This is a genomic window from Arthrobacter sp. HS15c (genome assembly GCF_040812005.1).
Taxonomy (GTDB): domain Bacteria; phylum Actinomycetota; class Actinomycetes; order Actinomycetales; family Micrococcaceae; genus Arthrobacter.
Genome location: NZ_JBFOHM010000014.1, coordinates 64,429 through 87,007, shown reverse-complemented (window position 1 = coordinate 87,007; position 22,579 = coordinate 64,429). Strand labels below are relative to the sequence as shown.

At 65.8% G+C, this 22,579-nt stretch carries 21 protein-coding genes and 1 tRNA gene; 13 read left to right on the top strand and 9 right to left on the bottom strand.

Annotated elements, in window-relative coordinates:
* Positions 1–69: 69 nt before the first annotated feature.
* Entirely contained in the window at positions 70–714 is a 645-nt protein-coding gene (gene orn, locus ABV518_RS21365; RefSeq protein WP_367771347.1) for an oligoribonuclease, read from the bottom strand.
* 154 nt (positions 715–868) lie between these two features.
* On the opposite strand from orn, the gene mptB reads away from it, so the two are divergent.
* A complete protein-coding gene (gene mptB, locus ABV518_RS21360) occupies positions 869–2,422 on the top strand; it encodes a polyprenol phosphomannose-dependent alpha 1,6 mannosyltransferase MptB (RefSeq protein WP_367771344.1) in 1,554 nt (517 codons plus the stop codon).
* Here mptB and ABV518_RS21355 read toward each other — a convergent pair.
* Positions 2,405–3,124 (bottom strand): DNA alkylation repair protein, encoded by a 720-nt coding sequence (locus tag ABV518_RS21355; protein ID WP_367771341.1) that lies wholly within the window; start codon positions 3,122–3,124, stop codon positions 2,405–2,407. The two genes, mptB and ABV518_RS21355, sit on opposite strands and share 18 nt — an antisense overlap.
* 138 nt (positions 3,125–3,262) lie before the next feature.
* Here ABV518_RS21355 and map point away from each other — a divergent pair, with 138 nt between their 5' ends.
* A complete protein-coding gene (gene map, locus ABV518_RS21350) occupies positions 3,263–4,030 on the top strand; it encodes a type I methionyl aminopeptidase (RefSeq protein ID WP_367771338.1) in 768 nt (255 codons plus the stop codon).
* A 72-nt stretch (positions 4,031–4,102) separates the two neighbouring features.
* On the top strand, positions 4,103–5,005 hold the full coding sequence (locus tag ABV518_RS21345) for an aldose 1-epimerase family protein (RefSeq protein WP_367771335.1): 903 nt from the start codon (positions 4,103–4,105) through the stop codon (positions 5,003–5,005).
* Here the strand turns inward: ABV518_RS21345 and ABV518_RS21340 are convergent.
* Positions 4,998–5,633, bottom strand: coding sequence for a GNAT family N-acetyltransferase (locus ABV518_RS21340; protein ID WP_367771332.1), 636 nt, complete (start codon positions 5,631–5,633; stop codon positions 4,998–5,000). The two genes, ABV518_RS21345 and ABV518_RS21340, sit on opposite strands and share 8 nt — an antisense overlap.
* A 130-nt stretch (positions 5,634–5,763) precedes the next feature.
* On the opposite strand from ABV518_RS21340, the gene ABV518_RS21335 reads away from it, so the two are divergent.
* On the top strand, positions 5,764–6,558 hold the full coding sequence (locus ABV518_RS21335; protein ID WP_367771329.1) for a sugar phosphate isomerase/epimerase family protein: 795 nt from the start codon (positions 5,764–5,766) through the stop codon (positions 6,556–6,558).
* Here the strand turns inward: ABV518_RS21335 and ABV518_RS21330 are convergent.
* Complete coding sequence (locus ABV518_RS21330; protein WP_367771326.1) at positions 6,534–7,280, bottom strand: alpha/beta hydrolase; 747 nt, start codon at positions 7,278–7,280, stop codon at positions 6,534–6,536. The genes ABV518_RS21335 and ABV518_RS21330 overlap by 25 nt on opposite strands.
* A gap of 2 nt (positions 7,281–7,282) precedes the next feature.
* Positions 7,283–8,386, bottom strand: coding sequence for a LacI family DNA-binding transcriptional regulator (locus ABV518_RS21325; RefSeq protein WP_367771323.1), 1,104 nt, complete (start codon positions 8,384–8,386; stop codon positions 7,283–7,285).
* A gap of 188 nt (positions 8,387–8,574) precedes the next feature.
* On the opposite strand from ABV518_RS21325, the gene ABV518_RS21320 reads away from it, so the two are divergent.
* From ABV518_RS21320 to ABV518_RS21310, 3 genes are read left to right on the top strand one after another with little or no spacing between them, the layout of a single operon-like run.
* Complete coding sequence (locus ABV518_RS21320) at positions 8,575–9,744, top strand: Gfo/Idh/MocA family protein (protein WP_131133219.1); 1,170 nt, start codon at positions 8,575–8,577, stop codon at positions 9,742–9,744.
* On the top strand, positions 9,744–10,958 hold the full coding sequence (locus tag ABV518_RS21315; RefSeq protein ID WP_367771319.1) for a dihydrodipicolinate synthase family protein: 1,215 nt from the start codon (positions 9,744–9,746) through the stop codon (positions 10,956–10,958). The genes ABV518_RS21320 and ABV518_RS21315 overlap by 1 nt, the downstream gene beginning before the upstream one ends.
* Positions 10,955–11,794 carry a sugar phosphate isomerase/epimerase family protein gene (locus tag ABV518_RS21310; protein WP_367771317.1) on the top strand — a complete coding sequence of 280 codons (840 nt, stop codon included), beginning with the start codon at positions 10,955–10,957 and terminating at the stop codon, positions 11,792–11,794. The genes ABV518_RS21315 and ABV518_RS21310 overlap by 4 nt, the downstream gene beginning before the upstream one ends.
* A 112-nt stretch (positions 11,795–11,906) precedes the next feature.
* Here the strand turns inward: ABV518_RS21310 and ABV518_RS21305 are convergent, their stop codons facing one another.
* Positions 11,907–13,328: an FGGY family carbohydrate kinase gene (locus ABV518_RS21305; protein WP_367771314.1), complete on the bottom strand. Its 1,422-nt coding sequence runs from the start codon at positions 13,326–13,328 to the stop codon at positions 11,907–11,909.
* A gap of 79 nt (positions 13,329–13,407) precedes the next feature.
* Positions 13,408–14,595, bottom strand: coding sequence for a xylose isomerase (gene xylA, locus ABV518_RS21300; RefSeq protein ID WP_367771312.1), 1,188 nt, complete (start codon positions 14,593–14,595; stop codon positions 13,408–13,410).
* Between the two features lie 92 nt (positions 14,596–14,687).
* On the opposite strand from xylA, the gene ABV518_RS21295 reads away from it, so the two are divergent.
* From ABV518_RS21295 to ABV518_RS21285, 3 genes are all read left to right on the top strand, one after another.
* The gene (locus ABV518_RS21295) at positions 14,688–16,022 is read left to right on the top strand and encodes an ROK family protein (protein WP_367771309.1); all 1,335 of its coding nucleotides are present in this window, start codon (positions 14,688–14,690) and stop codon (positions 16,020–16,022) included.
* A 444-nt stretch (positions 16,023–16,466) separates the two neighbouring features.
* Positions 16,467–16,739: a hypothetical protein gene (locus ABV518_RS21290; protein WP_367771306.1), complete on the top strand. Its 273-nt coding sequence runs from the start codon at positions 16,467–16,469 to the stop codon at positions 16,737–16,739.
* Between the two features lie 672 nt (positions 16,740–17,411).
* Positions 17,412–18,293, top strand: coding sequence for a tyrosine-type recombinase/integrase (locus tag ABV518_RS21285; RefSeq protein WP_367771303.1), 882 nt, complete (start codon positions 17,412–17,414; stop codon positions 18,291–18,293).
* Positions 18,294–18,345: 52 nt separating this feature from the next.
* On the opposite strand, the gene ABV518_RS21280 is transcribed toward ABV518_RS21285, so the two are convergent.
* Positions 18,346–18,418, bottom strand: a tRNA-Arg gene (locus ABV518_RS21280).
* A gap of 109 nt (positions 18,419–18,527) precedes the next feature.
* Here ABV518_RS21280 and ABV518_RS21275 point away from each other — a divergent pair.
* The 3 genes from ABV518_RS21275 to ABV518_RS21265 all read left to right on the top strand — a co-directional run bounded on the left by ABV518_RS21275 (position 18,528) and on the right by ABV518_RS21265 (position 21,096).
* Complete coding sequence (locus ABV518_RS21275) at positions 18,528–18,869, top strand: hypothetical protein (protein ID WP_367771300.1); 342 nt, start codon at positions 18,528–18,530, stop codon at positions 18,867–18,869.
* 191 nt (positions 18,870–19,060) lie between these two features.
* Positions 19,061–20,224, top strand: coding sequence for an acyltransferase family protein (locus tag ABV518_RS21270; RefSeq protein ID WP_367771297.1), 1,164 nt, complete (start codon positions 19,061–19,063; stop codon positions 20,222–20,224).
* Positions 20,225–20,448: 224 nt separating this feature from the next.
* Complete coding sequence (locus tag ABV518_RS21265) at positions 20,449–21,096, top strand: SGNH/GDSL hydrolase family protein (protein WP_367771295.1); 648 nt, start codon at positions 20,449–20,451, stop codon at positions 21,094–21,096.
* Here ABV518_RS21265 and ABV518_RS21260 read toward each other — a convergent pair.
* Entirely contained in the window at positions 21,093–22,577 is a 1,485-nt protein-coding gene (locus ABV518_RS21260) for an SGNH/GDSL hydrolase family protein (RefSeq protein WP_367771292.1), read from the bottom strand. The genes ABV518_RS21265 and ABV518_RS21260 overlap by 4 nt on opposite strands.
* Positions 22,578–22,579: the final 2 nt, after the last annotated feature.

Below are 22,579 nucleotides of genomic sequence, written 5' to 3'. Positions count from 1 at the left end.
CCTGCTGTTCGGGGGTGCTTTTGCCACTTTTCCGGTTTTTGGCGAAAAATCCCTCAAACGTGGTGCAGATTACTTCCCGGGGACCGTTGCGTCCGCCTCCGAAGGGGCGGTGCCGGCGGCAATGCGCTTGGAGATGCCCTGTGCCGTTGCGCTGTCCGGCCCCGGCGCAGGAACGAACACCGCTTCGCGGTAGTAGCGGAGTTCGTCGATGGAGTCCTTGATGTCTCCGAGGGCGCGGTGGCCGCCCTTTTTGGCGGGGGACTGAAAATAGGCCCGGGCGAACCACCGGCGTGACAGTTCCTTGATGGTGCTCACATCGATCACGCGGTAATGCAGGTGTTCCACCACTGCCGGCATGTCCCGGGACAGGAAGACCCGGTCAGTGCCCACGGAGTTGCCGCCCAGCGGCGCCTTGCGGGGGTCCGGCACCCACTTTTCGATGTATTCCATGACGGCCGCCTCGGCCTCCTCCATGGTCTTGCCGTGCGGCAGTTCCTTCAGGAGCCCCGAGCGCGTGTGCATGTCGCGGACGAAGTCATTCATCTGCGCCAGTGCGGCGTCGTCCGGCTTGATCACCACGTCCACGCCGTCGCCCAGGATGTTCAGTTCCGAATCCGTCACCAGGGCCGCCACCTCGATCAGGGCGTCGTTCTTGATGTCCAGGCCGGTCATTTCGCAGTCGATCCAGACGATGCGTTCATTAGATATAGGCACTTGACAAGCCTACCGTTTAGCTCTGTCCGGGCCGTCCGATGCTAGGATTTCGGAAACGCGGCGGTGAGTTTTCCGTCGTTGTACTACGCCCCGTCCGGCCCGGTGAGGCCCGTCGGGTGGAAGCGCGCAATGCAAGAGATTGGACAATCCTGAGATGACGGCGCCTGTGCCTGCAGCGGGAGAGAAGGCCGCCACGATCCCTATGCGGCCGGAGGCTGAGGTCGACAACGCACTGTCTCCGTTGATCGCCGGTTTCATCGGTTCGGTCTTTATGATGATCGGCTCACTGGGAGTGGGCTGGCTTGCGCCCGTCTCGGAACTGCGGCGGATGCCGCTCTTCATCTGGATGCGGACCGAGGCCATCGGGGTGGCGCTGTCCATCATCCTCCTGGCTGTCGGCGGCATGCTCCTTGTCCGGGCCTGGCTGCGGCTGGGTCAGCGCGTGCGGGTCTGGGGCCTTCAGGCGCGCAAGGCCACACTGCAGGCGGTGGTGGTGTGGGGCCTGCCCATGATGTTCACCGTGCCCCTGTTCAGCCGCGACGTGTATGCCTACATCGGCCAGGGCAGGCTGATGGTGGAAGGCTTCAACCCTTACGAAAACGGGATATCGGCGCTGTCCAACTACTTCCAGCTCGGTGCCGACAAGATGTGGACCGAGGCCCCGGTTCCGTACGGCCAGCTGTTCCTCTGGATTGAGCAGTTTGTGGTCTGGTCCACCAACGTGCACCCCGAGGCCAGCGTGATGCTCTTCCGTCTGGCCGCACTCGTGGGCATCGTGCTGTGCATCATCTACGTCCCCAAGCTGGCGGACCTCCACGGCGTGAACCCGCACCGGGCACTCTGGCTCACCGCTGCCAACCCGCTGTTCCTCACCAACTTCATTGCCAGCGTGCACAACGACGCCCTGATGATCGGCCTGGCCCTGGCCGGCCTGTATTACTGCGCCACGCGGCGGGTGGTGCTCGGCATCGTCCTGGTCACACTGTCCATCTCGGTCAAGCCGATCACCATCGTCTTCCTGCCCTTCATCGGCCTGCTCTGGGCCGGGAAGGGCGCCAGCTGGCCACGGAAATTCCTGTACTGGGGACTCACCGCCGGCCTGAGCGTCGGACTCCTTTTTGCCATGAGCCGCGTCAACGGCTTCGGCTTCGGCTGGATCAATGGGCTGTCGGCCCCCGGCAGCATCTGGATCTGGTACGCGCCGGTCGGCCTGATGGGCCTCGTAGTGGCCTCCATCGCCAACGCGTTCAGCCTCGACGGCTGGGGGCTCGCCAAATGGGTGTACGACGCCGGGAAGCTGCTTGCCGTGGGCATTGTCGCCTGGCAGATTTTCAAGGGAGACCACGACCGCCTCATGCGGCGCCTGACACTGGCGTTTGCTGCCATCGTCCTGCTGGCCCCCATGATCCAGTCCTGGTACGTGGTGTGGCTCATCCCGCTGTTTGCGGTCACCGGCATCCGTGACGACTGGCAGGTCAAAGCCCTCTACTTCATTGTTTCCTTCTTTATGGTCTACGCCATTTCGGACCAGCTGGAGGTCTTCCCGTACCTGCAGACCGAAGACCTGGGCCTGGCGCTTGCGCTGGCACGGAACGGTGCGGCCATCATCGCGCTGCTGTTTGCCCTGTACCTGATCTTCCTGGACCCGCGCACCAAACAGCTGTTCAGCAAGCCGGACCAGCCGGTCACCTCACGCCCCGTCATCTGACGGAAGACCCGTCCCGTCCTCTGGCGGAAGATTCCGCACGGCTTCGCGGCGGGACAACGGGCTGAGCCGTTCGCCGTACTCTGCGGCGAAAGTCCGCACCCATTCGGGGTCGGTTTTGCCAAACTCGCGCAATGCCCAGCCAATGGCCTTCCGGATGAAGAATTCGGGATCCGCCAGGTTGGCTTCAATGACTTCCCGGAGCAGCCTGCGGTCGGTGTGGGCTTTGGCCTTCAGCTGGGCGGTGATCGAGGCCCTCCTGATCCAGAAGTCCGGGTCGGTGCTCCACCTTCCAAGGACCTCTGTCATGGCCGGCCGGTGCGCCTGGAGGAGGCCGCAGATCCGGTGCGCCACGCCGTCGACGAAGTCCCACCAGGCGCCGGTGCGGATGATTTCCTCGTACACCGGAAGCATCGCCAGGTCCTTGGCTGCCATTTTCAGGCCGGTGAGGTCTATCGCGGCGTAGCGTTCCTCCCGTACCGTGGCGTCACGCCAGAGCTCCAGCACCGTTGCCCGCAACTGTTCCGGGGATTCGAAGGGGTGGGCAGCGGCCGCAGCCATGGTCAGGCGCCGGACCTCGGGCACCCGGACGCCAAGCGACGGGATAGCCGATTTCATATAGGCCTGCGCGCCCGCACCGCGTTCGGCGTCGGCCTGTTCTTCAAGCGCCGCACGGATCGCGGCCAGCAGCTCCCGGTTCACCATGCTGCAACTGTAGCCAGCCAGCCGGCCGGCCGCTTGCCGTGCAGCACCGTCGCGTCCGACCTAAAGTAGGAGCACAGGCAGGGATGGACCAAGCCCCGCACCACGAACGCCGCCGCGAGCTACTGGAGGAACCTTCGGATGTCCATGATCAAGAGCCCGGAACAGATCGCCCTGATGCGTGAGGCAGGGCGCGTGGTGGCCAACACGCTGGCCGTTGTGCGTGCGGCGGCCGGCGTCGGCGTTTCCCTTCGCGAGCTGGACGCGCTCGCGGCCGAACACATTGCCAAGGCCGGCGCCACGCCTGCTTTCCTCGACTACCGCCCGCGGTGGGCCGCCGTCCCCTTTCCGGGCGTCATCTGCGCCAGCGTCAATGATGCCGTGGTGCACGGGATCCCGGACGGCTACCGGCTTCAGGACGGCGACCTGCTGAGCGTGGACTGCGGCGCATTCCTGGAGGGCTGGTGCGGAGACGCCGCCGTCAGCTTCATCGTCGGCACCGCCGACCCGGTGGACCAGGCACTCATCGACGCCACTGACGCCGCATTGGCCCGGGGCATCGACGCGGCCAGGATCGGCAACAAAATGGGCGATCTCGCCTACGCCATCGGCGGCGCGGCCCGCAGGGCGGGCTACGGGCTGCTAGCCGACCACGGAGGCCACGGCATCGGACGGACGATGCACGCCGAGCCGCCCGTGCCCAACGACGGCCGGCCGGGACGTGGCATCAAACTGACGGAGGGGCTGGTCATCGCGATAGAACCCATGCTCATTCAGGGCGGCAAGGACGACTACTACCACGACGACGACGAGTGGACCCTGCGGTCGGCCAATGGCCGCCGGGCCGCACACAGCGAGCACACCGTCGCCATCACGGCCGACGGCCCCGTAATCCTCACGCTCCCGTAACAAGTACCCCTGGCGATCGGATGCGGTACGCTAGTTAGCGCTAACAACCAGCTGGAACGCAGAGGATCCACCATGTCGGGCACGGAACACAGCATCGCATTCGGGCCGTATTCGGCCATCATCACGGCGCGTGGCGGAGCTCTCCGCGAACTTCAATTCCAGGGGCGCCACCTGGTGGTCACGTTTGGGCCGGACGACGAAATCCCCGACTACCGCGGGGTCATCTGCGCCCCGTGGCCCAACCGCCTCGCGGACGGCACCTACAGCTACGCCGGAAAGTCCTTCGAGGCGGAAATCAACGAGCCCGAGCGCGGCACGGCCCTCCATGGCCTGCTGACCGGCATCGACTGGGACCTGCGCGGACACACAGCCGACTCCGTCACCCTCGCCGGAACCGTCGAAGCCGGCCAGGCCTATCCGGCCGGCCTTGACGTCGCCGTCACCTACAGCCTGTCTGCCGACGGGCTCGCTGCCACCGTGATGACGCGGAACACCGGCACCGAAACTGCGCCCTACGGCGTCTGTCCCCACCCCTATCTTGTGGCCGGCTCCTCGCCGCTGGACGAGTGGACCCTGGAGCTTCCCGCCAGGGAGTTCCTGGCGGTGTCCGCCGACCGGCTGCTGCCCGAAGGCACCCATCCGGTGGATGGCCACGAGTTCGATTTCCGAACGCCCCGCCCGCTGGGCACGGTCAAAATCGACCATGCCTTCACCGGCATCGTCCGCGGAGAAGGCGGCCTCGCGGCCGTCCGTGTCCTTGATCCGGCGGGAACCGGCGTTGAACTGGAGTGGGACGGGAGCTGGCCCTGGGTGCAGGTCCATACTGCCGACAAGCCAGCCGGCAAGGACCGGTTGGGTCTGGCTGTGGAACCGATGACCTGCCCGCCGGACGCGTTCAACTCGGGCACGGACCTGGTGCACCTGGCGCCCGGGGAGTCGCACGAGGCCGGCTGGACCATCAGGGCACTCAGCTAGCAGTGGCTCCGCGAAGGTCCAGGCGCACCACGGCCCTCCCGGGGACGGCGGAGCTGACCGCCTGGAATTCCGCACGCAGGAAGAGGTTCAGCGTGCCGTGGTACAGGTCGGCAGCTCCGGCCTTGGGCCTCTGTCCGCGGTCAACCGGGTAGCCTTCCACAATGTCCGCGCCATGGAGCCTGGCATGGTCGACGGCGGCGCGCAGCAGGGCATCTGCCACGCCGCTGCGGCGGTGGCCGGGTGCAACCACAAAGCAGGTCACGGACCACACCTCGCCGGGTCGCTCGGATGCTGCGGCCCCGGCGCCGGTCGGAGGGGAGGGTTCCGCGAGCCGCAGGACGCGGGAACGGAGAACCCGCGGATAACACGCCCGCGGTTCCACAGCGCACCAGCCCACCGGCTCACCGTCCCGGAAGGCGAGTACCCCCGGGGAGGGGGAGCCGCCGTCGAACTTTTCCTTCAGCTGTGCCTTGCGCGCGGACGGTTCCAGGGCGGAGTATTCAGGGCCGGTGAGGGCGAAGTAGCGGCACCAGCAGCGCGACGGTTCCCCCGGCAGGCCAAACAGGCCCTCGACGTCGGGCCATTCCGCCGGAGCCGTCGTCAGGCCAGGGACCGGCTGGTGTTTCATGCGTACAGGTTAGCCCGCCCGGATGGAACCGCAGCGAAATGATTTACGGGGCAAGCGCATTCCCGCTACGCTGGACTGCGATCCCTCCCGGCCCGCAGGCTTTTGGGCCTCAGCAACGGAAAGAATGTCAATGACCTTTGGACAGCAGACGGAACTGGCGGACTGGAACCGGTCAGTGCTCACCCCCGGCCTTTGCTCCGTGACGCTGCGGCACAGCAGCATTACGGACGTTGCCGCGATTGCTGCGGAGGCCGGCCTGGCCGGAATCGAGTGGGGGACGGACGTGCACATCCGGGATGAAGCCTCCGCAGGCGAGGCACGGGAGGCCACCCTGGATGCGGGCATGGAGGTCCAGTCCCTGGGCTCCTACTACCGGGCCGGAAGCTTCGCCGATTTCAACGCCGTGGTGCAGTTGGCCGTCCGCCTGGAGGCGCCCCGGATCCGGGTCTGGGCAGGCGAACAGGGCTCGGCAGACACTGACCGCGACGGGCGCTTGGCCGTTGTCCAGGACGCCCGGAGGATTGCGGAAATAGCCGGCGGCCACGGAGTGGACCTTGCCTTCGAGTACCACGGCGGCACCCTCACGGATACGCCTGATTCCACGCTCCAGTTACTGCAGGAAGTTGGCCGGGACAACGTGGGGACCTACTGGCAGCCCGCCGTCGGCCTCACCGACCAGGCCGCCCTGGCGAGCCTGCGCCAGGTGCTTGAGCATGTGACCGGCGTGCATTGCTTTTCCTGGTGGCCGGAGCACGAGCGGCTGGCACTCAGCGGCCGCAAGCAGCTCTGGCAGTCGGCGGCCGACATCCTGCGTGAGGCAGGCCGGCCCTTCGACATGATGCTCGAGTTCGTCGCGGACGACCTTCCGGAAAACGTCAGCCACGATGCCGACTTCCTCCATCACATTACGCTGGGCGAGGACTGAGACCAGCCCCTCCGCGTCAGCCATGCCGCGCACAGCGATGTCCACTGATCCGGCCCCGGATCCCCGGTAGCCAGTCCCAGGCCGTGGCGGCCATGCGGGAAGACATGAAGTTCGGCGGGCACCCCGGCGCGGACGAGCGAGCCGGTGTAGGCAAGGCTGTGATGGACCGGCACGGCCGCATCATCCGCGGTGTGCCACACGAAGGCCGGGGGAGTGGCGGCGGTGACGTGGAGATCGGCGGATACCTCCCGCAGCAGGTCGTCCGAGGGCGACGCGCCCAGCAAGTTGTCAACGCTCCCCTGATGGACGTCCTCGGTGCAGGACACCACGGGATAGCAGAGCACCGTGAGGTCCGGGACGGCGGCCCGGACGTCAAGCGCTGCATTTCCGGTTGCCACAGCCGTTGACAGCGTGGCGGCGAGATGGCCGCCGGCGGAAAATCCGAGGACTCCCACGCGGGTGGCGTCCACCGCCGGCCCGCCGCTTTCGCTGCGGATCTGCAGCAGCGCCGTTTTGGCGTCCTCAAGCGGTGCCGGATGGCGGTGCGGCGCAACCCGGTACCGGAGCACGTAGGCGTGGATCCCCAGGGAGGCGAGCCACTCCGCCACCGGCTCAGCCTCGTGGTCAGCCTGGTGGCCGTAGCCGCCGCCCGGAAGCACCAGGACGGCGGGCCGTGGCCCGTCGGCGCGGGCGGGGACAGCTGTGAGGGAAACCGTCGCCACCGTCAGGAGGCCGTCTCGGTGCTGCGCCGCAGTGTCACCCGTCCGGTCACCGGAGACGGCGCCGCGGCACCATCTGCGGCCGCGCTTCCCGCCGCGCTGCGCGTGGCGATCCTGCCGATTTCCTCCAGGGGAAGGTGCACGGTGGAAAGTGCCGGGCGGAAATCCCGCAGCGTCTCGATGTCGTCAAAGCCGGCGATGGTGGCGTCGCGGGGTATGCGCAGCCCTTCGCTCCGGAGGGCCGCGGCAGCGCCGATGGCCATGACGTCGTTGACGGCGAAAATGCACAGTCCCTTGGAGCCGCCGATGTTCCCGGTGGCCCCGACGCCACCGGCTTCCGGGCGGGAGGCCTTGATGCGTGCGGCAAGGGTGAGTCCGGCCTCGAACCCGCCGGCGCGGTTGAACGAACTGCGCAGGATTTCCGCCGGGGGTCGTCCCGCTTCGGCGAGGCCCTGCTGGAATCCGCGGATCCGGTCATCGGAGGTGAAGAGTCCTTCCGGTCCGCCAATGATCACGAAGTCGTCGCCAGCCCGGGAGACGGAAAGTTCCGAGGCGAGGCTGGCGGCAAGTTCCTCATTGGGTACTTCCACCACGTGGTACCCGTCGGACACGGCGGCCCCCACCACAGGGTGGCCCACTACAGCCACCTGGCCGCCGTTGCGGCAATACCTGTCGAGTTCAGCGGCGAGGTCGGCGTTGCCGTCGGTGTCCTCGGTGCGGGACGAGCGGGAACCGGCGATCACGATCGAATCGGCCCGGCGGGCAGCGAAGGCGGCAACGGCTTCCTTTTCATCCCCGGGAGCGCCGGCGGTGGTGGCTAGAAGGACCATCCTGCCCTGTTCCCGGGCTGCTTCCTGGACGCCGCGGGCGATGGCTGCGAAGTAGGGGTCGGCGATGTCGTGGACGATCAGTCCGATCAGGCCGGAACTCGATTTGGCAAGCCCCTGGGCCTGGGCGTTGGGGATGTAGCCCAGGGAGTCCGCAGCCTGCCGCACACGGTCCGCAATGTCCTGACCGGGTTTCCGGGCAGAACCGTTCAGCACGCGCGAGGCCGTGGCGGGCGACACGCCGGCCAGCCGGGCCACCTCGGTGAGGGTACTTGCAGCCACGGGATCTCCTTTTTCAGCGGAACTTAGCGGAACTCAGTCGCCAACGGCGGTGACCATATTATGGCAGTTTTAGGGACTTGCCGGAAAGCGCTTGCCAATTTCCTCCTGATGGGTGCAGAATGGATGCAGTGGGAATGCGCTTTCCCAATACAGCTTGAGTAACACTGCTCACTCACCGTGGAGGACACATGGGCTTCGAAACAAAGACGATCCGCATCGCCATGAACGGCATCACCGGCCGGATGGGTTACCGCCAGCACCTGCTGCGTTCCATCCTCCCCATCCGTGACGCCGGAGGCTTCACGCTGGAGGACGGCACCAAGGTCCAGATCGAACCGATCCTGGTGGGCCGCAACGAAGCCAAGATCCGCGAACTGGCGGAACTGCACAAGGTGGCGGAGTGGACCACCGACCTCGATTCCGTAATCAACGACCCCTCCGTGGACATCATCTTCGATGCCTCCATGACCAGCCTCCGCGCCGCCACCCTGAAGAAGGCCATGCTGGCCGGCAAGCACATTTTCACCGAAAAGCCCACGGCTGAAACGCTCGAAGAGGCCATCGAACTGGCCCGCATCGGCAAGGAAGCCGGCGTCACGGCCGGCGTAGTGCACGACAAGCTGTACCTGCCCGGCCTGGTCAAGCTGCGTCGACTGGTTGACGAAGGCTTCTTCGGCCGCATCCTGTCCATCCGCGGCGAATTCGGCTACTGGGTCTTCGAAGGCGACGTCCAGGCAGCCCAGCGCCCGTCCTGGAACTACCGCAAGGAAGACGGCGGCGGAATGACCACGGACATGTTCTGCCACTGGAACTACGTCCTCGAAGGCATCATCGGCAAGGTCAAGAGCGTCAATGCCAAGACCGCCACCCACATCCCGGCCCGCTGGGACGAGGCTGGCAAGGAGTACAAGGCCACGGCCGACGACGCTTCCTACGGCATCTTCGAACTCGAAACCCCGGCCGGCGAGCCGGTCATCGGCCAGATCAACTCCTCCTGGGCAGTCCGCGTTTACCGCGACGAACTGGTCGAGTTCCAGATCGACGGCACGCACGGCTCCGCAGTTGCCGGCTTGAACAAGTGCGTCGCGCAGCAGCGCGCCCACACCCCCAAGCCGGTCTGGAACCCGGACCTGCCCGTCACGGAATCCTTCCGCGACCAGTGGCAGGAAGTTCCCGCCAACGCCGAGCTGGACAACGGCTTCAAGCTGCAGTGGGAAGAATTCCTCCGCGACGTCGTAGCCGGCCGCGAACACCGCTTCGGCCTGCTCTCTGCTGCCCGCGGCGTCCAGCTCGCCGAGCTGGGCCTGCAGTCCAACGACGAACGCCGCACCATCGACATCCCGGAGATCACGCTCTGATGACTTCCCTGATCCTTCCCTCCAACGACGGCGGCACCAGGGAGTACCGCCTCCAGGGCGGTGCGTCCTGGGCCCGACCCACGGCCCCGCTCACGGCCCGCCGCGCCTACGCCGCGGCGCACGTGATTCCCGAGGTCCTCGCGGACAACACGCCGGGCGCCCCGGCACGCCTCGACTGGGACGCCACCATGGCGTACCGGCACGAACTCTGGTCCTACGGCCTGGGCGTGGCCGATGCCATGGATACCGCCCAGCGCGGAATGGGCCTGGACTGGGCCGCAACCCAGCAGCTCATCAAGCGCACCGGTGTGGAGGCCGCCTCGGTGGTCTCCTCCGGCAACGCCGCGACCGCCGGCAAAACCGTGCGCGACCTCGTCTCCTGCGGCGCCGGCACCGACCAGCTGGACATCGCCACGCTGCCCACGGGCGAGGCCGGACTGACAGCCGTCCTCGAGGCCTACCGCGAGCAGATCGCCGTTGTGTCCGAAGCCGGGCCCAAGGTCATCCTGATGGCCTCCCGGGCACTGGCCCGCGTGGCTACCGGTCCGGAAGACTACCTGAAGGTGTACTCCACACTGCTCCAGGAAGTGGACCAGCCCGTCATCCTGCACTGGCTCGGGACCATGTTCGATCCCGCCCTGGCCGGCTACTGGGGTTCGGACGACGTCGCGGCGGCCACCGAGACGTTCCTCTCCCTCATCCGCGACAACGCGGACAAGGTGGACGGCGTCAAGGTGTCCCTGCTGGACGCCAGCCACGAAGTGGCCCTCCGCGCCGTCCTTCCCGAAGGCGTCCGCCTCTACACCGGCGACGACTTCAACTACCCGGAACTGATCGACGGCGACGGCAGCCACCACTCGGACGCCCTGCTGGGCATCTTCGCGGCCATCTACCCCGCGGCCTCCGTTGCCCTGCAGCACTACGACGCGGGTAACGCTGCGGAAGCGCGGGCCATCCTCGACTCCACCCGGGAACTGGGCAAGCACATCTTCAGCGCCCCCACGTTCTACTACAAGACCGGGATCGCCTTTATGTCCTGGCTCAACGGCAAGCAGCCCGGTTTCCAGATGGTGGGCGGACTGCACTCCGGCCGCTCCGTGGTGCACCTGGCCAAGACGTTCGAACTCGCCGACCAGGCCGGACTGCTGAAGGACCCGGCCCTGGCCGCGTTCCGGATGTCCGACTACCTGCGCATCAACGGAGTGGGAGTATGAGCGACTTCTCGCGCCTTGCGATCAACAGCGCCACCACCAAGAAGTGGACCCTCGCACAGGTCGTCGACGGCTGCGTCAACGCCGGCATCCCGTCGATCGGCCCCTGGCGGGACCGCGTTGAGGAAGCCGGACTGGACAAGGCAGCCAAGCTGATCAAGGACGCCGGACTCCGGGTTTCCTCGCTCTGCCGCGGCGGATTCCTGACAGCGGCCGACGCCGAAGGCCAGGCCGCCGCACTGGCGGACAACCGCGCGGCTATCCTCGAGGCCGCGGCGCTTGACACCCGGGAACTCTTTCTCGTGGTCGGTGGGCTGGCTCCGGGGGAGAAGGACGTGGTGGCTGCCCGCCAGCGCGTCGCCGACCGCCTCGCCGATCTGGTCCCGTTTGCCTCCGAGAACGGGATCCGGCTGGTGCTCGAGCCCCTGCACCCCATGTATGCCGCCGATCGTGCCCTGATCTCCACCCTGGGACAGGCCCTGGACCTCGCGGCACCCTTCGACACGAAGGATGTTGGCGTCGCCGTCGACACCTTCCACGTCTGGTGGGATCCGGAGCTCAAGGCGCAGATTGAACGAGCCGGCCGGGAAGACCGCATCGCCTCCTACCAGGTGTGCGACTTCAACATGCCAATCGCCGCGGATCCGCTGCTGTCGCGCGGATACATGGGCGACGGCGTCATTGACTTCGCCACCATCGGCACCTGGGTCAGGGACGCCGGCTACACCGGCGACATCGAGGTCGAAATCTTCAATCAGGAGATCTGGGACACGGACGGCAATACCGTCCTTTCCACGGTCAAGGAGCGCTACGCGGAGCTGGTACTCCCGTACGCGTGACCTGATTCAGACCGCGGGCTCCTGCTGACGTCACGGCAGGAGCCTGCGCCCCACCGGCAAAAGGACCTGCACCGCCTTGGCGGTGCAGGTCCTTTTGCGTTGCTGTCCGGACTCAGGGGAGGTAGGCGGCGGCGTGGCTGCGGTACCTGGCCAGAACGCCGCCGTCGGACGGTTCAGCCGGAAGATCCACGCCGCTGGGGGTCCACTCCGGGAAGGACCCGGCCAGCACAGCGGCGGCCTGGCGGGCCGCGCCGTCGGCCACGTACTCGCCGGGCGTCGGCACAAAGGCGGGAAGGCCAAGCAGCTGGCTGGCTGCCAGCTGCACGGCTGGCGACTGCGCCCCGCCACCTACCAGGATGACGCGCCGGGCCTCAACTCCCTGCGCCTGAAGGGCGGCCAGGCCGTCGGCGAGGGAACAGACGACGCCTTCGACGGCGGCGCGCGCCAGGTTTGCGGGCGTGTAATTCGCCCGGGTGATGCCGTGCAGCGATCCCGCCGCGTCCGGAAGGTTGGGCGTCCGTTCCCCGTCGAAGTACGGAATGAGCGTCAAGCCGCCGGCTCCTGCCGCGGCCGCCATCGCCAGCTCATTGAATTCTTCCAGGCTGACATCCAGCAGTGCGGCCGTCGCATCGAATACCCTCGTCGCGTTGAGGGTGCAGGCAAGCGGCAGGTAGTTGCCGGTGGCGTCCGCGAATCCCGCGACGAGCCCTGACTCATCGGCCGCCGGAGTGGAGGACACCGCAAACACGGTTCCGGACGTGCCCAAGGAGAGGACCACGTCGCCCACGCCGGCGCCGACGCCCAGGGCGGCGGCGGCGTTGTCCCCGGCGCCCGGTCCGATGAGCGACCCTTCCGGGGTTTTCCCGGCGATGTCCAGCGGGCCGACGACGGCGGGGAGCCGGGGGACGTGGCCAAGGGACTTTTCGAGGGCGTCAGGAAGGTACTCGCCCGCAGCCGCGGAGTAGTAGCCGGTGCCGGAGGCGTCGGACCGGTCGGTCCGGAGTGCCGCCAGGCCTGCCTCGCCGCTGCCGAGGCCGAAGCCTGCCAGCCGCCAGGAGAGCCAGTCGTGGGGGAGGCAGACGGCTGCGACGCGGGCTGCGTTGTCGGGTTCGTTTCCGGCGAGCCAGCGCAGCTTGGTGATGGTCAGCGAGGCGACCGGGACTGTTCCCGTGGCGCGGGACCAGTAGCGGGCACCCGAGGCGGAGTCGCCGTCGCCGGCTTCCCGGATCAGGTCCAGGGCGGCGGGAGCACTCCTGGTGTCGTTCCACAGCAGTGCAGGCCGGATGACGTCTCCGGTCCCGTCAAGGCACACCATGCCGTGCTGCTGGCCGCCCACGGACACGGCGCTGACATCAGCGAGTCCGCCTGCCTGCGTGATGGCGGCCTGGAGGGCGTTCCACCAGTGCTCGGGGTGGACTTCGGTTCCGTCGGGGTGGCTGGCGCGTCCCTGGCGCACCAGCGCGCCGGTGTCCGCGTCGCGGATCACCACCTTGCAGGACTGGGTGGAGCTGTCGATTCCGGCAACGAGGGCCATGGGTTTCCTTTTGATGCGCCGGCGCCGCCGGATCGTGGATCCGGCGGCGCCGTGGTGCTGGTGGTTGGTTGCCTGCGGGCTAGCGTGCGTTGAGCAGGTGCTCGATGGCCAGCTGGTTGAGCCGCACGAAGGCGAAGGACCGCTCTGCGGCGGCATCGGCGTCGAACGTTTCAAATGCGCTGGCGTCAGCCAGCAGATCCGCGGTGGTCTCACCGGCGGCGAGCGTGGGTTCGCCGAGTTCGAACACGCCGGAGGTCTTCAGCGCTTCCTGGACCTCAGGGTCTGCGCGGAAGGCGAGCGCGCGTTCCTTGAGCAGCAGGTACATGGACATGTTGGACTTCGCGGATTCCCAGACGCCGTCGTAGCCGTCGGTGCGGGAGGGCTTGTAGTCGAAGTGGCGCGGACCGTCGTACTTGGGGCCGCCGTTGGGGAAGCCGTTCTCGAGGAGGTCAACGGTGAAGAAGGCGCTGGTGAGGTCGCCGTGGCCGAAGACGAGGTCCTGGTCATACTTGATGCCGCGCTGGCCGTTGAGGTCGATGTGGAAGAGCTTGCCTGCCCAGAGGGCCTGGGCGATGCCGTGGGTGAAGTTCAGGCCTGCCATCTGCTCGTGGCCGGTTTCGGGGTTGAGGCCCACGATGTCGCCGTGTTCGAGCTGGGCGATGAAAGCCAGTCCGTGACCGACAGTGGGGAGGAAGATGTCGCCGCGGGGCTCATTGGGCTTGGGCTCGAGGGCGATCCGCAGGCCGTAGCCCTTGTCCTTGATGTAGGCGGCGGCGGTGTCAACGCCCTCCTTCATACGGTCCAGTGCGGCCGACAGGTCCTTGGATCCGTCGTATTCGCTGCCTTCGCGGCCGCCCCACATGACGAACGTTTCGGCGCCGAGCTCGGCGGCGAGGTCGATGTTCTGCAGAACCTTGCTGAGGGCGAAGCGGCGGACGGAGCGGTCGTTGGAGGTGAAGCCGCCGTCCTTGAAGACCGGGTGGCTGAACAGGTTGGTGGTGACCATGGGGGTCTTAAGGCCGGTCTCGGCGAGGGCTGCCTTGAAGTTCTTCAGGATCAGTTCACGCTCGGAGGCCGTGGCGTCGAACGGGACGAGGTCGTTGTCGTGGAAGGTGATGCCGTACGCGCCGAGTTCGCTGAGCTTGTGGACGGCTTCCACTGGGTCCAGCGGCTTCCTGGTGGCCACGCCGAAGGGGTCCGCTCCGGTCCAGCCCACGGTCCAGAGGCCGAAGGTGAACTTGTCGCCGGGTGTGGGCGTAAAAGTCATGATGCGTCCTTGCATTTAGGGGGAACCGTGGAACCCCTGAAGTTAGTTTATCGCTTGAACTATATAAGCGGGAATGCGCTATGGTCAATAGCATGAGCCTCCCCTGGGGCACGAACTTCGAAAAGGAGGGCCGCATGGCCAGTTCAGCGCCTGCCGCCGGCGCTCCCGACACCGGGACGCCGGGCAGCATGGGTGACGTCCGCCGCGGCAACCTGGCCCTGGTGCTCGGACGCATTGCCCAGTCCGGGGCAGGGGCACACTTGACCCGGGCCCAGGTCGCTGCCGCCACGGGGCTCACCAAGGCCTCTGTCTCGAGCCTGGTGCTGGATCTCCTCGACGCCGGCATCGTCAGGGAAATTGGGCTGAATCCGCAGGGGGAGCGCGGACGGCCGGGCGTGGGGCTTGAGCTCAATCCGGCCATGGGCGTGATGGGCATGGAAATCAATGTCGACTACATCTCCGCGGGACTAACGGACCTTTCCGGCAACCTGTTGCTCCACCAAACGCAGGAGCAGGACAACCGCATCGCCTCACCGGGCTCCGTGGCGGCGGCGCTGGCCGGCCTCGCAGCTGATCTCAGGGGCAACGCGGAGGCCCAGGGAGTCCGCGTCCTCGGCGGCGGCCTGGCTGTTCCCGGACTCGTTGATGTTAAGACCGGCACGGTCATTACCGCTCCCAACCTCGGCTGGAACACCGAAGCACTGGACCTGGATGCCCTGCTCCCCGGGGTGCCACTGGGCACCACACTTTTCAACGAAGCCAACGCGGCAGCCCTGGCGGAGCTGCGGTACCGCCCGGCCGGCGGCGCTGACTTCCTCTTTGTCTCCGGTGAGGTGGGCGTGGGCGGCGGGCTGGTGATCGGCTCCGAACTGTTCACCGGCCCCCAGGGGCATGCCGGTGAACTGGGGCATGTTGTCGTCCAGCCTGACGGAGCGGCCTGTTCCTGTGGCGGCACTGGCTGCCTGGAAACTGTGGCGGGCCAGGACGCGATCTTTGCGGCCGCAGGGATTGCCACACAGGCGGCATCCGACGGGTCCGCGGCATGGGCTTCCCGTTCGGGCCGGGCGGCATCCGGTCCATCCAGATCCGAGACCCTGGCGCAGTTGCTGGCAGCGCTCGCGGCCGAGGATGCCGACGCGCTCGGCGCCGTCACCCGGGCCGGCCGCTTCCTCGGTGTGGCAGTTGCCTCCACTGTCCGGCTGCTGAATATCTCCTCCGTGGTGCTGGGCGGACACTTTGCCATCCTGGGGGAGTGGATCATGCCCGCTCTTTCCGACAGCCTGGAACGGTACGCCCCCGGGAAAGTCCTGCCCGGCAACATCAGCCTGTCCGGCGTGGGCCAGGCCGGAGCGCTGCTGGGCGCCGCCGGCAGTGTGGTCCGTTCCCTTGTGGAAGCCCCGCACCGACTCCAGGTCCAGGCTTCGTAGGCGGGCCACGGGCTGCGGCAAATCTTGATCCAACACCCCGTCTTGTCCTTGGCGAACACTGAGCTTCGGTGGGTAGTTTCAGTGCATCAGCGAGAGCAAAGGGGTCCACACATGAGCATCACCGAATACTTCTCAGGCCTGGCCGTCATCCTGGGGTCGCTCGCGGCCGTCCTGGGCCTCTGCGCAGGTGTCCTCCGGCGCGGGGCACGGCACTAGGGCTGCTGCCTAGGGGCCACGGCAAACGCGCAGGTCACAAAAGCAGTGAGGCTTCGGCCTGCGTCATCCGCAGGCCGAAGCCTCACTGCTTTACTTGTGCCCCAGGAGGGAATCGAACCCCCGACCGGCGGATTACAAGGTTGGCGATTCGGCTGAAGAAGAATCGAACGTGCACCAGTTCCCGTTCCGCCGTCAGCACGACGCTGACTTCCCCCTTGAGATCGCCGCGTGAGCCCGCTCCGCGCCGTCCGGGACGCCGCTCCTGACCCCGACAGCGAAGCCCTGGATAGCTTCCGTGAGTGGCGCAGCGCCGTCGATGCCGCTGCCGCCCTGCGGGACGCCATGAAGGGCCGCCGCGTCCGTTTCGTGGGGATGTTCCGCAACGCCTCGGTACAGCCCGAGGGACGCATCAAAGACGTGACGTCCGCCGGCTTCAAGATCCAGTGGGACAGCGGAACAGCCTCGCAATGGATCGACCCCGACAGCGTGGTCTTCATCTAACCCCCGAACTTAAAACTAAAAGCCGGCCGGATGCGTCAACATCCGAACCGGCTAGGCAATCAGTCCCCGGCTACGGACCCTGATCGCGGCTTTCAGTGTACCCACTGCACCCTGCACCAGTCCATAGCTTGTGACGCCCTCATACCGAGGCGGTACGGCTACCCCGCCTGGTGCTTTTGTCGCGCCTCAAAACACGCTAAGCCTTCATTCACGGGCTGCTTACTGGGTCAGAGCCAGTTCCTTTTCGAGCGCACGGGCAGGGTCCATAAAGCGAGCCGAAGGCCGCACATGCGAAGGAGTGCCAAGACCGACCGTGAGACCACCACTAAGGGTGCATCACCAGATCCGTGCGCACATGCCGCCACTGCCCAGGAGTAATGCCCTGGGCCTTGCTAGCTGCTTCCCAGCAGCCAACCGACGACGACCGACTGACCGACGCGGTGTCATCACAGCTTGCCTTGAACGAACCCAGAATTCTTTTCTTGGTTCTGACAAGGCAGGCCCCTGCCCTCCTCGCCCCTCTCTCCCTCTGCGGTATCGGCAAAGACAAAAGAAAAAGCCCTGCAAAGCAGGGCCTAAAAAGCTTGAACCTTCCAGAATATAGAGCGGAAAATCTGGCAAATTCGGTGTACAAATCAGATCGCACAGACACACTAAAGCAGGGGGCACCTAATGAACACGGACGACACGCTGAAATACTGGACGGCTTGCATGAAGGCAGCAGACCTCACGGAAAAGACCATCCGCGAGCGCCTGATCTTCATCCGCCAGCTGGCCCGCGATGTCGATAGCTTGGAGACCGTCACGCGCCGTGACCTGATCCAGTGGACCGCCGAGCAGAACTGGTCCAATAGCACCCGTGTTCATAGAAGATCCGGGCTCCATACGTTCTTCGCCTGGATGCAGGATGAAGGGCTGCGCCTGGACAACCCGGCATACCGTTTGCCGAGGGTGGCCACCCGGAAGCGCGAGCCGAACCCGTTCACCGTGGACGAGATCAACCAGCTGCTTCAGTCCGGGATCTACCGGAAGACCAGGGTCATGGTCGCACTGCATTATTACCTCGGATTACGGGTGTCCGAGATCGCCGCCGTGAACGGCGATGACATCAACTGGGAAGCCCGGACTATCAAGACCATCGGCAAGGGCCGCAAAGAAGCCACACTGCCCGTCCCCGCCGCCCTCTGGCCCCTGTTCCACCAGATGCCCAGGACCGGCTACTGGTTCCCGAACCGGACAAAGAACAAACTCCACGCCGCCGGCCAAGGGCACATCATGGGCAACTCGGTGTCGGGCCTGATCGGCGAAGCGATCAAGCGGATCGGCCTGAAGCACCGGCCCCACGACCTCCGCGCCTCCCTGGCCACCGAGATGCACGAAGCCGGTGTCAGTGACTTCATCGTCCAGCGGTCCATGCGGCACTCGAACATGGACACCACCACGAAGTACCTGCTGCTCCGACCAGAAGGCATCCGCCACGGCTTCGACCTGCTGCCCGAACTCAACATGCCCGAACGGTCCGGCCGGCGGCGCGCGCTGCCCCTGGCTGCCTGACCAGACGACAAAAGGGCCGGTCATCGTCATGATGGCCGGCCCTTTTCGCGTGTGCCCCAGGAGGGAATCGAACCCCCGACCCGAAGATTAGAAGGCTTCTGCTCTATCCCCTGAGCTACTGGGGCGGGCGCAATCCAGTGTATCGCCGTCGCATGTTGCACCCAAACACGCGGCAGCGTGGCCATATCCGCGGGGCTGCTGGTACATTTCGAGCACCATCTACCAGGGGGTCTCATGTCCGAAAAGCCGCTCCACTCCTTCACTTCCCACGTCGCCGGGAAGAATGCCAACGTCTCCATCTACGCCGACCGCGTCGAATGGACGAAGGCCGGCCTGTCCGGCGGGAAGCTCCTCGCAGGTGCAGCCACCATGGGCTTCTCAATACTCGCTACCGGCGTCCGCAATAAGGACACCGAGATGATCCCCGTCCGCTCCATCACGAGCATCACGTCCAAGAAGGGGATGACCAACACGACGGTCAGCGTCATCGTGCCTGGCAACACCATCGACTTCCGGGTATCGCACGGCGAGGCGAAGACGGTCAAGGACACCCTTCAGCGCCTGATGCTGAGCTAGCGGAGACAGCACAAAGCCCCCGGCGCTCGAACGCCGGGGGCTTTTCTCCATGTGCTTAGCGGTCCAGTCAGTCTATGCCCAGGACGCGCCCCTCCGGAAGGGGAACTTAACCGGTCTTATCTGCCCCTATGCATGACCCGGTATCATGAACTATTCGCGCTACTGGGGCGCGCTCGTGGGGGATCTTACTAATGTCAATCGACGCCAATGCTGACACGCGCCCGCAACTCTTTGTTTCGGGTCGCCTTGCCGCTCTCGATGGGCTCCGGACTCCTGCCGTTATGGCGGTCTTCCTGTACCACAGCGCCTCCGGCTTCATGCCTGGCGGGTGGTCGGGCGTTGATACGTTCTTCGCCCTGAGCGGGTTCGTCATCACACTGCTCCTGGTGAAGGAACATGCGTCCCGTGGGAGTATCCGTCTTGGCAGGTTCTACGTGCAGCGGCTTGCCCGGCTTTGGCCGGCGCTGCTAATCGTGTGTGTGCCAGTCGCGGCGGCTTCTGTCCTGCTGCCATCAAGTGGCTGGGGTGGTCAAGGCTCCAACGCTTTGCAGGGCGCCACGTATGTCATGAACATCTTCCGCTCCGGCCTCGTCGGCGTGACTACGGCTGGCGGTGCGTTGGGGCATACCTGGACGCTCGCCGTTGAAGAACAGTTCTACCTTGTGTGGCCGCTACTTCTGATCGTCATGCTCCGGCTGTTCGCGCTGCGCACGATCACTATCATCACGGGCCTGCTCGCCTTAGCGGCCGTTGCTGAGCGAGTCGCTATGGTTGCCACTGGCGTCGGTCTAAATCGTCTCTACAACGGGCCGGACACCCGCGCCGATCAGTTGCTCCTTGGCTGCGTGCTTGCCCTGCTGTTCATGATGATCAAGCCGGGCTCTGTCGCCGCAAGCCGGATGGCGAGCATCTCATCGAAAGCCATCTGGCCCGCCGCCCTGGTCCTGGTTGCGTCGGCCTTCCTGTTGGCCTACCCGAAGGACGCCGGCGCATGGTTTAACTTCTACTGGATGTTCGGCCCGTTCATCCTAGCTTTCGTCGCAACAGCCCTCATCTCCGGCCTCGCGACGAACCCGGACCACCGTCTAGCCAAAGTCTTGGCTCACCCATGGATGTCGTGGCCAGGACAAAACCTTTCCTACGGGGTGTACCTGTGGCACCTGCCCCTGATCTACCTGCTACTGCCGGTCATTGAACCGCTGGTCATCAGGGTGCCCGTTGTCTTCGTGCTGACGGGTGGCCTTGCATACCTGTCCGCTCGGTTTGTTGAAAGCCCCATTCGTGCACGAGTGAAGCTGCGGCTGGACAAGCGGTCCGAGCGGCTACCTGCGGCGGAACCGGCGAGGGCGGGTTAGCGTGATGCTGCCCCTGACCCCGATTGATCGTTTCGTGCTATGGCTACGGCGCCCGCGTACGTGCGTAGAGTACGGCTGCAAGAACGTCCCAGCGTCCTCCGAGCAGGAGTTCTGCTCGGAGGAATGCCGAGATAAGTACGTGGACAGCTTCTAGGCCTGGGATTAGTACGCACCCTATTGCCCCTACAATGATTTGACTTGACATCATTCAAATTGGGGGAATCGTGCGCGTACGCCGCATTGTCGCGGGTGCCGTGGCAGCATTGACGCTGGCCGGCGGTGGGAGCTTTGTGGCCTCCACGGTGAAGAACAATATCGAGCAGGGCCAGAAGTGCGAGTCGATCAAGGCCAGCCTGCCTGTCGTTCACCTGTCCGGCGCCTCGGTGGCGATCATTGGTGACTCTTACACGGCGGGCGATGGTCTGGACCGCCGGGCGGACGGCTGGGCTTACTCGGTCGGGTCCGATCTTGCCGGGGTTGGCATGACCGGCTTCGTCAATGGCGGGTACTGCGGGAACCATTCCTACGCCGAGCGGCTGGATTCGGTTCTGGAACTGCACCCGCAGACCCTCATAATTCAGGGTGGCCTCAATGACTGGAAGTCGCCAGAGAAGGTAGCCGACGCTGCGGCTGCCCTGCTGAGCCGGGCCAACGGGGTGCCCCGTGTGATCGTCGTCGGCCCGCCCGATGTGCCTGGCCGGGACGGTGAATCCGCCGTCGATCAGGCGTTGGTCGTGGCAACCAAGTTCACTGACACCGAATACGTTTCCGCTCTGGACTGGCAACTCGAGTTCCTCCCTGACGACACGCACTTGACGCCCGCCGGCCACGCCACCTTTGCGGCAAACGTGGCCAGCGCCATCAAGCGCTAGCTGCGGAAGACACCAAAGCGACCGACGCGCAAGGTGCCTTGCCCCTTCATCTGCACCGAGACTGTTGCCTTGGTTGCCGCCGCCGGGACCAGCACCCTTGGAATCCGGAACACGCCTGAGCCGGGCCTGGTGTTGACAAGGTCGTATGTGTCTCCAGCTACCCATTGCAGGTCCGTTGATGCGCCGACGCCAGCGAAGGCGTTGTCGAGGAACGCGATGGTCATGTGGAATGAGGTCGTGTTGGCCCAGTCCACGTCGGTCTGAAACTCGCACATGGCATCGATGTAGGTCGTGCCTGGGGTGATGCCGGCGAAGTTGAGGTTCTGCTGGATAGAACAACCTTCACCTGCGCTGACGCTGACCTGCTGCCACTCGCCGGGCAGGAAGTCCGTCCGGGCCACCTTGGAAGCAACCGCCGTGATGGCGGCCCCGGTGAGGCTCTGGCATGTCCAGCTCGTGGCGGCCTGACCAGTGATGCTGTTGGACAGGGTGCCGGTGGTTCCGGTCATGTTGGGGTTGGTCATCACGGCTTGAAGCTCCACGTCCTCACCCCAGCCGAGGATATCGACGGGTGGGCTGTAGGTGTTGATGATGTTGGCGATGGCTGCCCCGACGCGCTGCGAACCTATTCCGTTGAGGTGGACACCGTCCGATGCGACCCCTGAGCGGAACCCTCCGTTGGTCGGGTCAACGAGCAACTGCCATGCGTCCACCACATACACGCCTCGGCGGGTCTGGCCCTGCTCCCTGATCCACCGGTTGACGGCGCTCATGACGTTGCGTTGCGCCGTGGTGAGTGCGTTGCGCGGGGGGATGGTGGAGATGATGAGCCGTGCTCCGATGGCTGCGCACTTGTCCATGTACTGGGTGAGGCGCGTCTGGATCGTCGCGGCGGACGTGCTGCTGGCCACATCGTTGGAGCAGGGCGAGGTGAGGACCACCCAGCCGGGGTTGAGCGGCTTGATGTTCGTATCGAACCGGGAGACGAACGTGTCCGACGTGGAGCCGAAGACGCCCTTGGGGCCGTAGTACTTGAGCCGCTGCCGGGTGAGGACGTTCACCCAGGACATGATGCCCTGCGCTGAGTTGCTGTAGGACTTGTCTACGCGGACGGTCGCGCCGCCTGCGCCCGTGGCGCTGACAAGGTCGCCCTTCTGCGCCGCCGTGCTGATCATCGTCAGGCTGTAGCTCGCGCCGGCTGTGCCGGATACGGTGACGTTGCCCGTGCCGACGCTGGCGAGTGCAGCCACGGCGGTCTGGACAGTGGCTGTGCTGGCGTTATAGGCGAGGTCTGATGTGGTGGAGCCGTCCACGGTGATAGCGAACGTCCCGGCGCCGCCGCTGACCTTGATCACCGGGGACACTAGGCGGTTCTTCGAGTCGAACGAATCGCCGTCGCTGACCATTGTGTTCAGGTTGGGGCGGTTGAACTTCGCGTCCGCCGCCGCCTGGGAGTATGCGGGAGTGTCGAGGATTCCCATAG

Excerpts from the sequence above, each read along its gene's own strand:
- mptB (WP_367771344.1), top strand. The coding sequence starts at position 869 with ATGACGGCGCCTGTGCCTGCAGCGGGAGAGAAGGCCGCCACGATCCCT.
- ABV518_RS21355 (WP_367771341.1), bottom strand. The coding sequence starts at position 3,124 with ATGGTGAACCGGGAGCTGCTGGCCGCGATCCGTGCGGCGCTTGAAGAA.
- map (WP_367771338.1), top strand. The coding sequence starts at position 3,263 with ATGTCCATGATCAAGAGCCCGGAACAGATCGCCCTGATGCGTGAGGCA.
- ABV518_RS21345 (WP_367771335.1), top strand. The coding sequence starts at position 4,103 with ATGTCGGGCACGGAACACAGCATCGCATTCGGGCCGTATTCGGCCATC.
- ABV518_RS21340 (WP_367771332.1), bottom strand. The coding sequence starts at position 5,633 with ATGAAACACCAGCCGGTCCCTGGCCTGACGACGGCTCCGGCGGAATGG.
- ABV518_RS21335 (WP_367771329.1), top strand. The coding sequence starts at position 5,764 with ATGACCTTTGGACAGCAGACGGAACTGGCGGACTGGAACCGGTCAGTG.
- ABV518_RS21320 (WP_131133219.1), top strand. The coding sequence starts at position 8,575 with ATGGGCTTCGAAACAAAGACGATCCGCATCGCCATGAACGGCATCACC.
- ABV518_RS21315 (WP_367771319.1), top strand. The coding sequence starts at position 9,744 with ATGACTTCCCTGATCCTTCCCTCCAACGACGGCGGCACCAGGGAGTAC.
- ABV518_RS21310 (WP_367771317.1), top strand. The coding sequence starts at position 10,955 with ATGAGCGACTTCTCGCGCCTTGCGATCAACAGCGCCACCACCAAGAAG.
- ABV518_RS21305 (WP_367771314.1), bottom strand. The coding sequence starts at position 13,328 with ATGGCCCTCGTTGCCGGAATCGACAGCTCCACCCAGTCCTGCAAGGTG.
- xylA (WP_367771312.1), bottom strand. The coding sequence starts at position 14,595 with ATGACTTTTACGCCCACACCCGGCGACAAGTTCACCTTCGGCCTCTGG.
- ABV518_RS21295 (WP_367771309.1), top strand. The coding sequence starts at position 14,688 with ATGAGCCTCCCCTGGGGCACGAACTTCGAAAAGGAGGGCCGCATGGCC.
- ABV518_RS21285 (WP_367771303.1), top strand. The coding sequence starts at position 17,412 with ATGAACACGGACGACACGCTGAAATACTGGACGGCTTGCATGAAGGCA.
- ABV518_RS21275 (WP_367771300.1), top strand. The coding sequence starts at position 18,528 with ATGTCCGAAAAGCCGCTCCACTCCTTCACTTCCCACGTCGCCGGGAAG.
- ABV518_RS21270 (WP_367771297.1), top strand. The coding sequence starts at position 19,061 with ATGTCAATCGACGCCAATGCTGACACGCGCCCGCAACTCTTTGTTTCG.
- ABV518_RS21260 (WP_367771292.1), bottom strand. The coding sequence starts at position 22,577 with ATGGGAATCCTCGACACTCCCGCATACTCCCAGGCGGCGGCGGACGCG.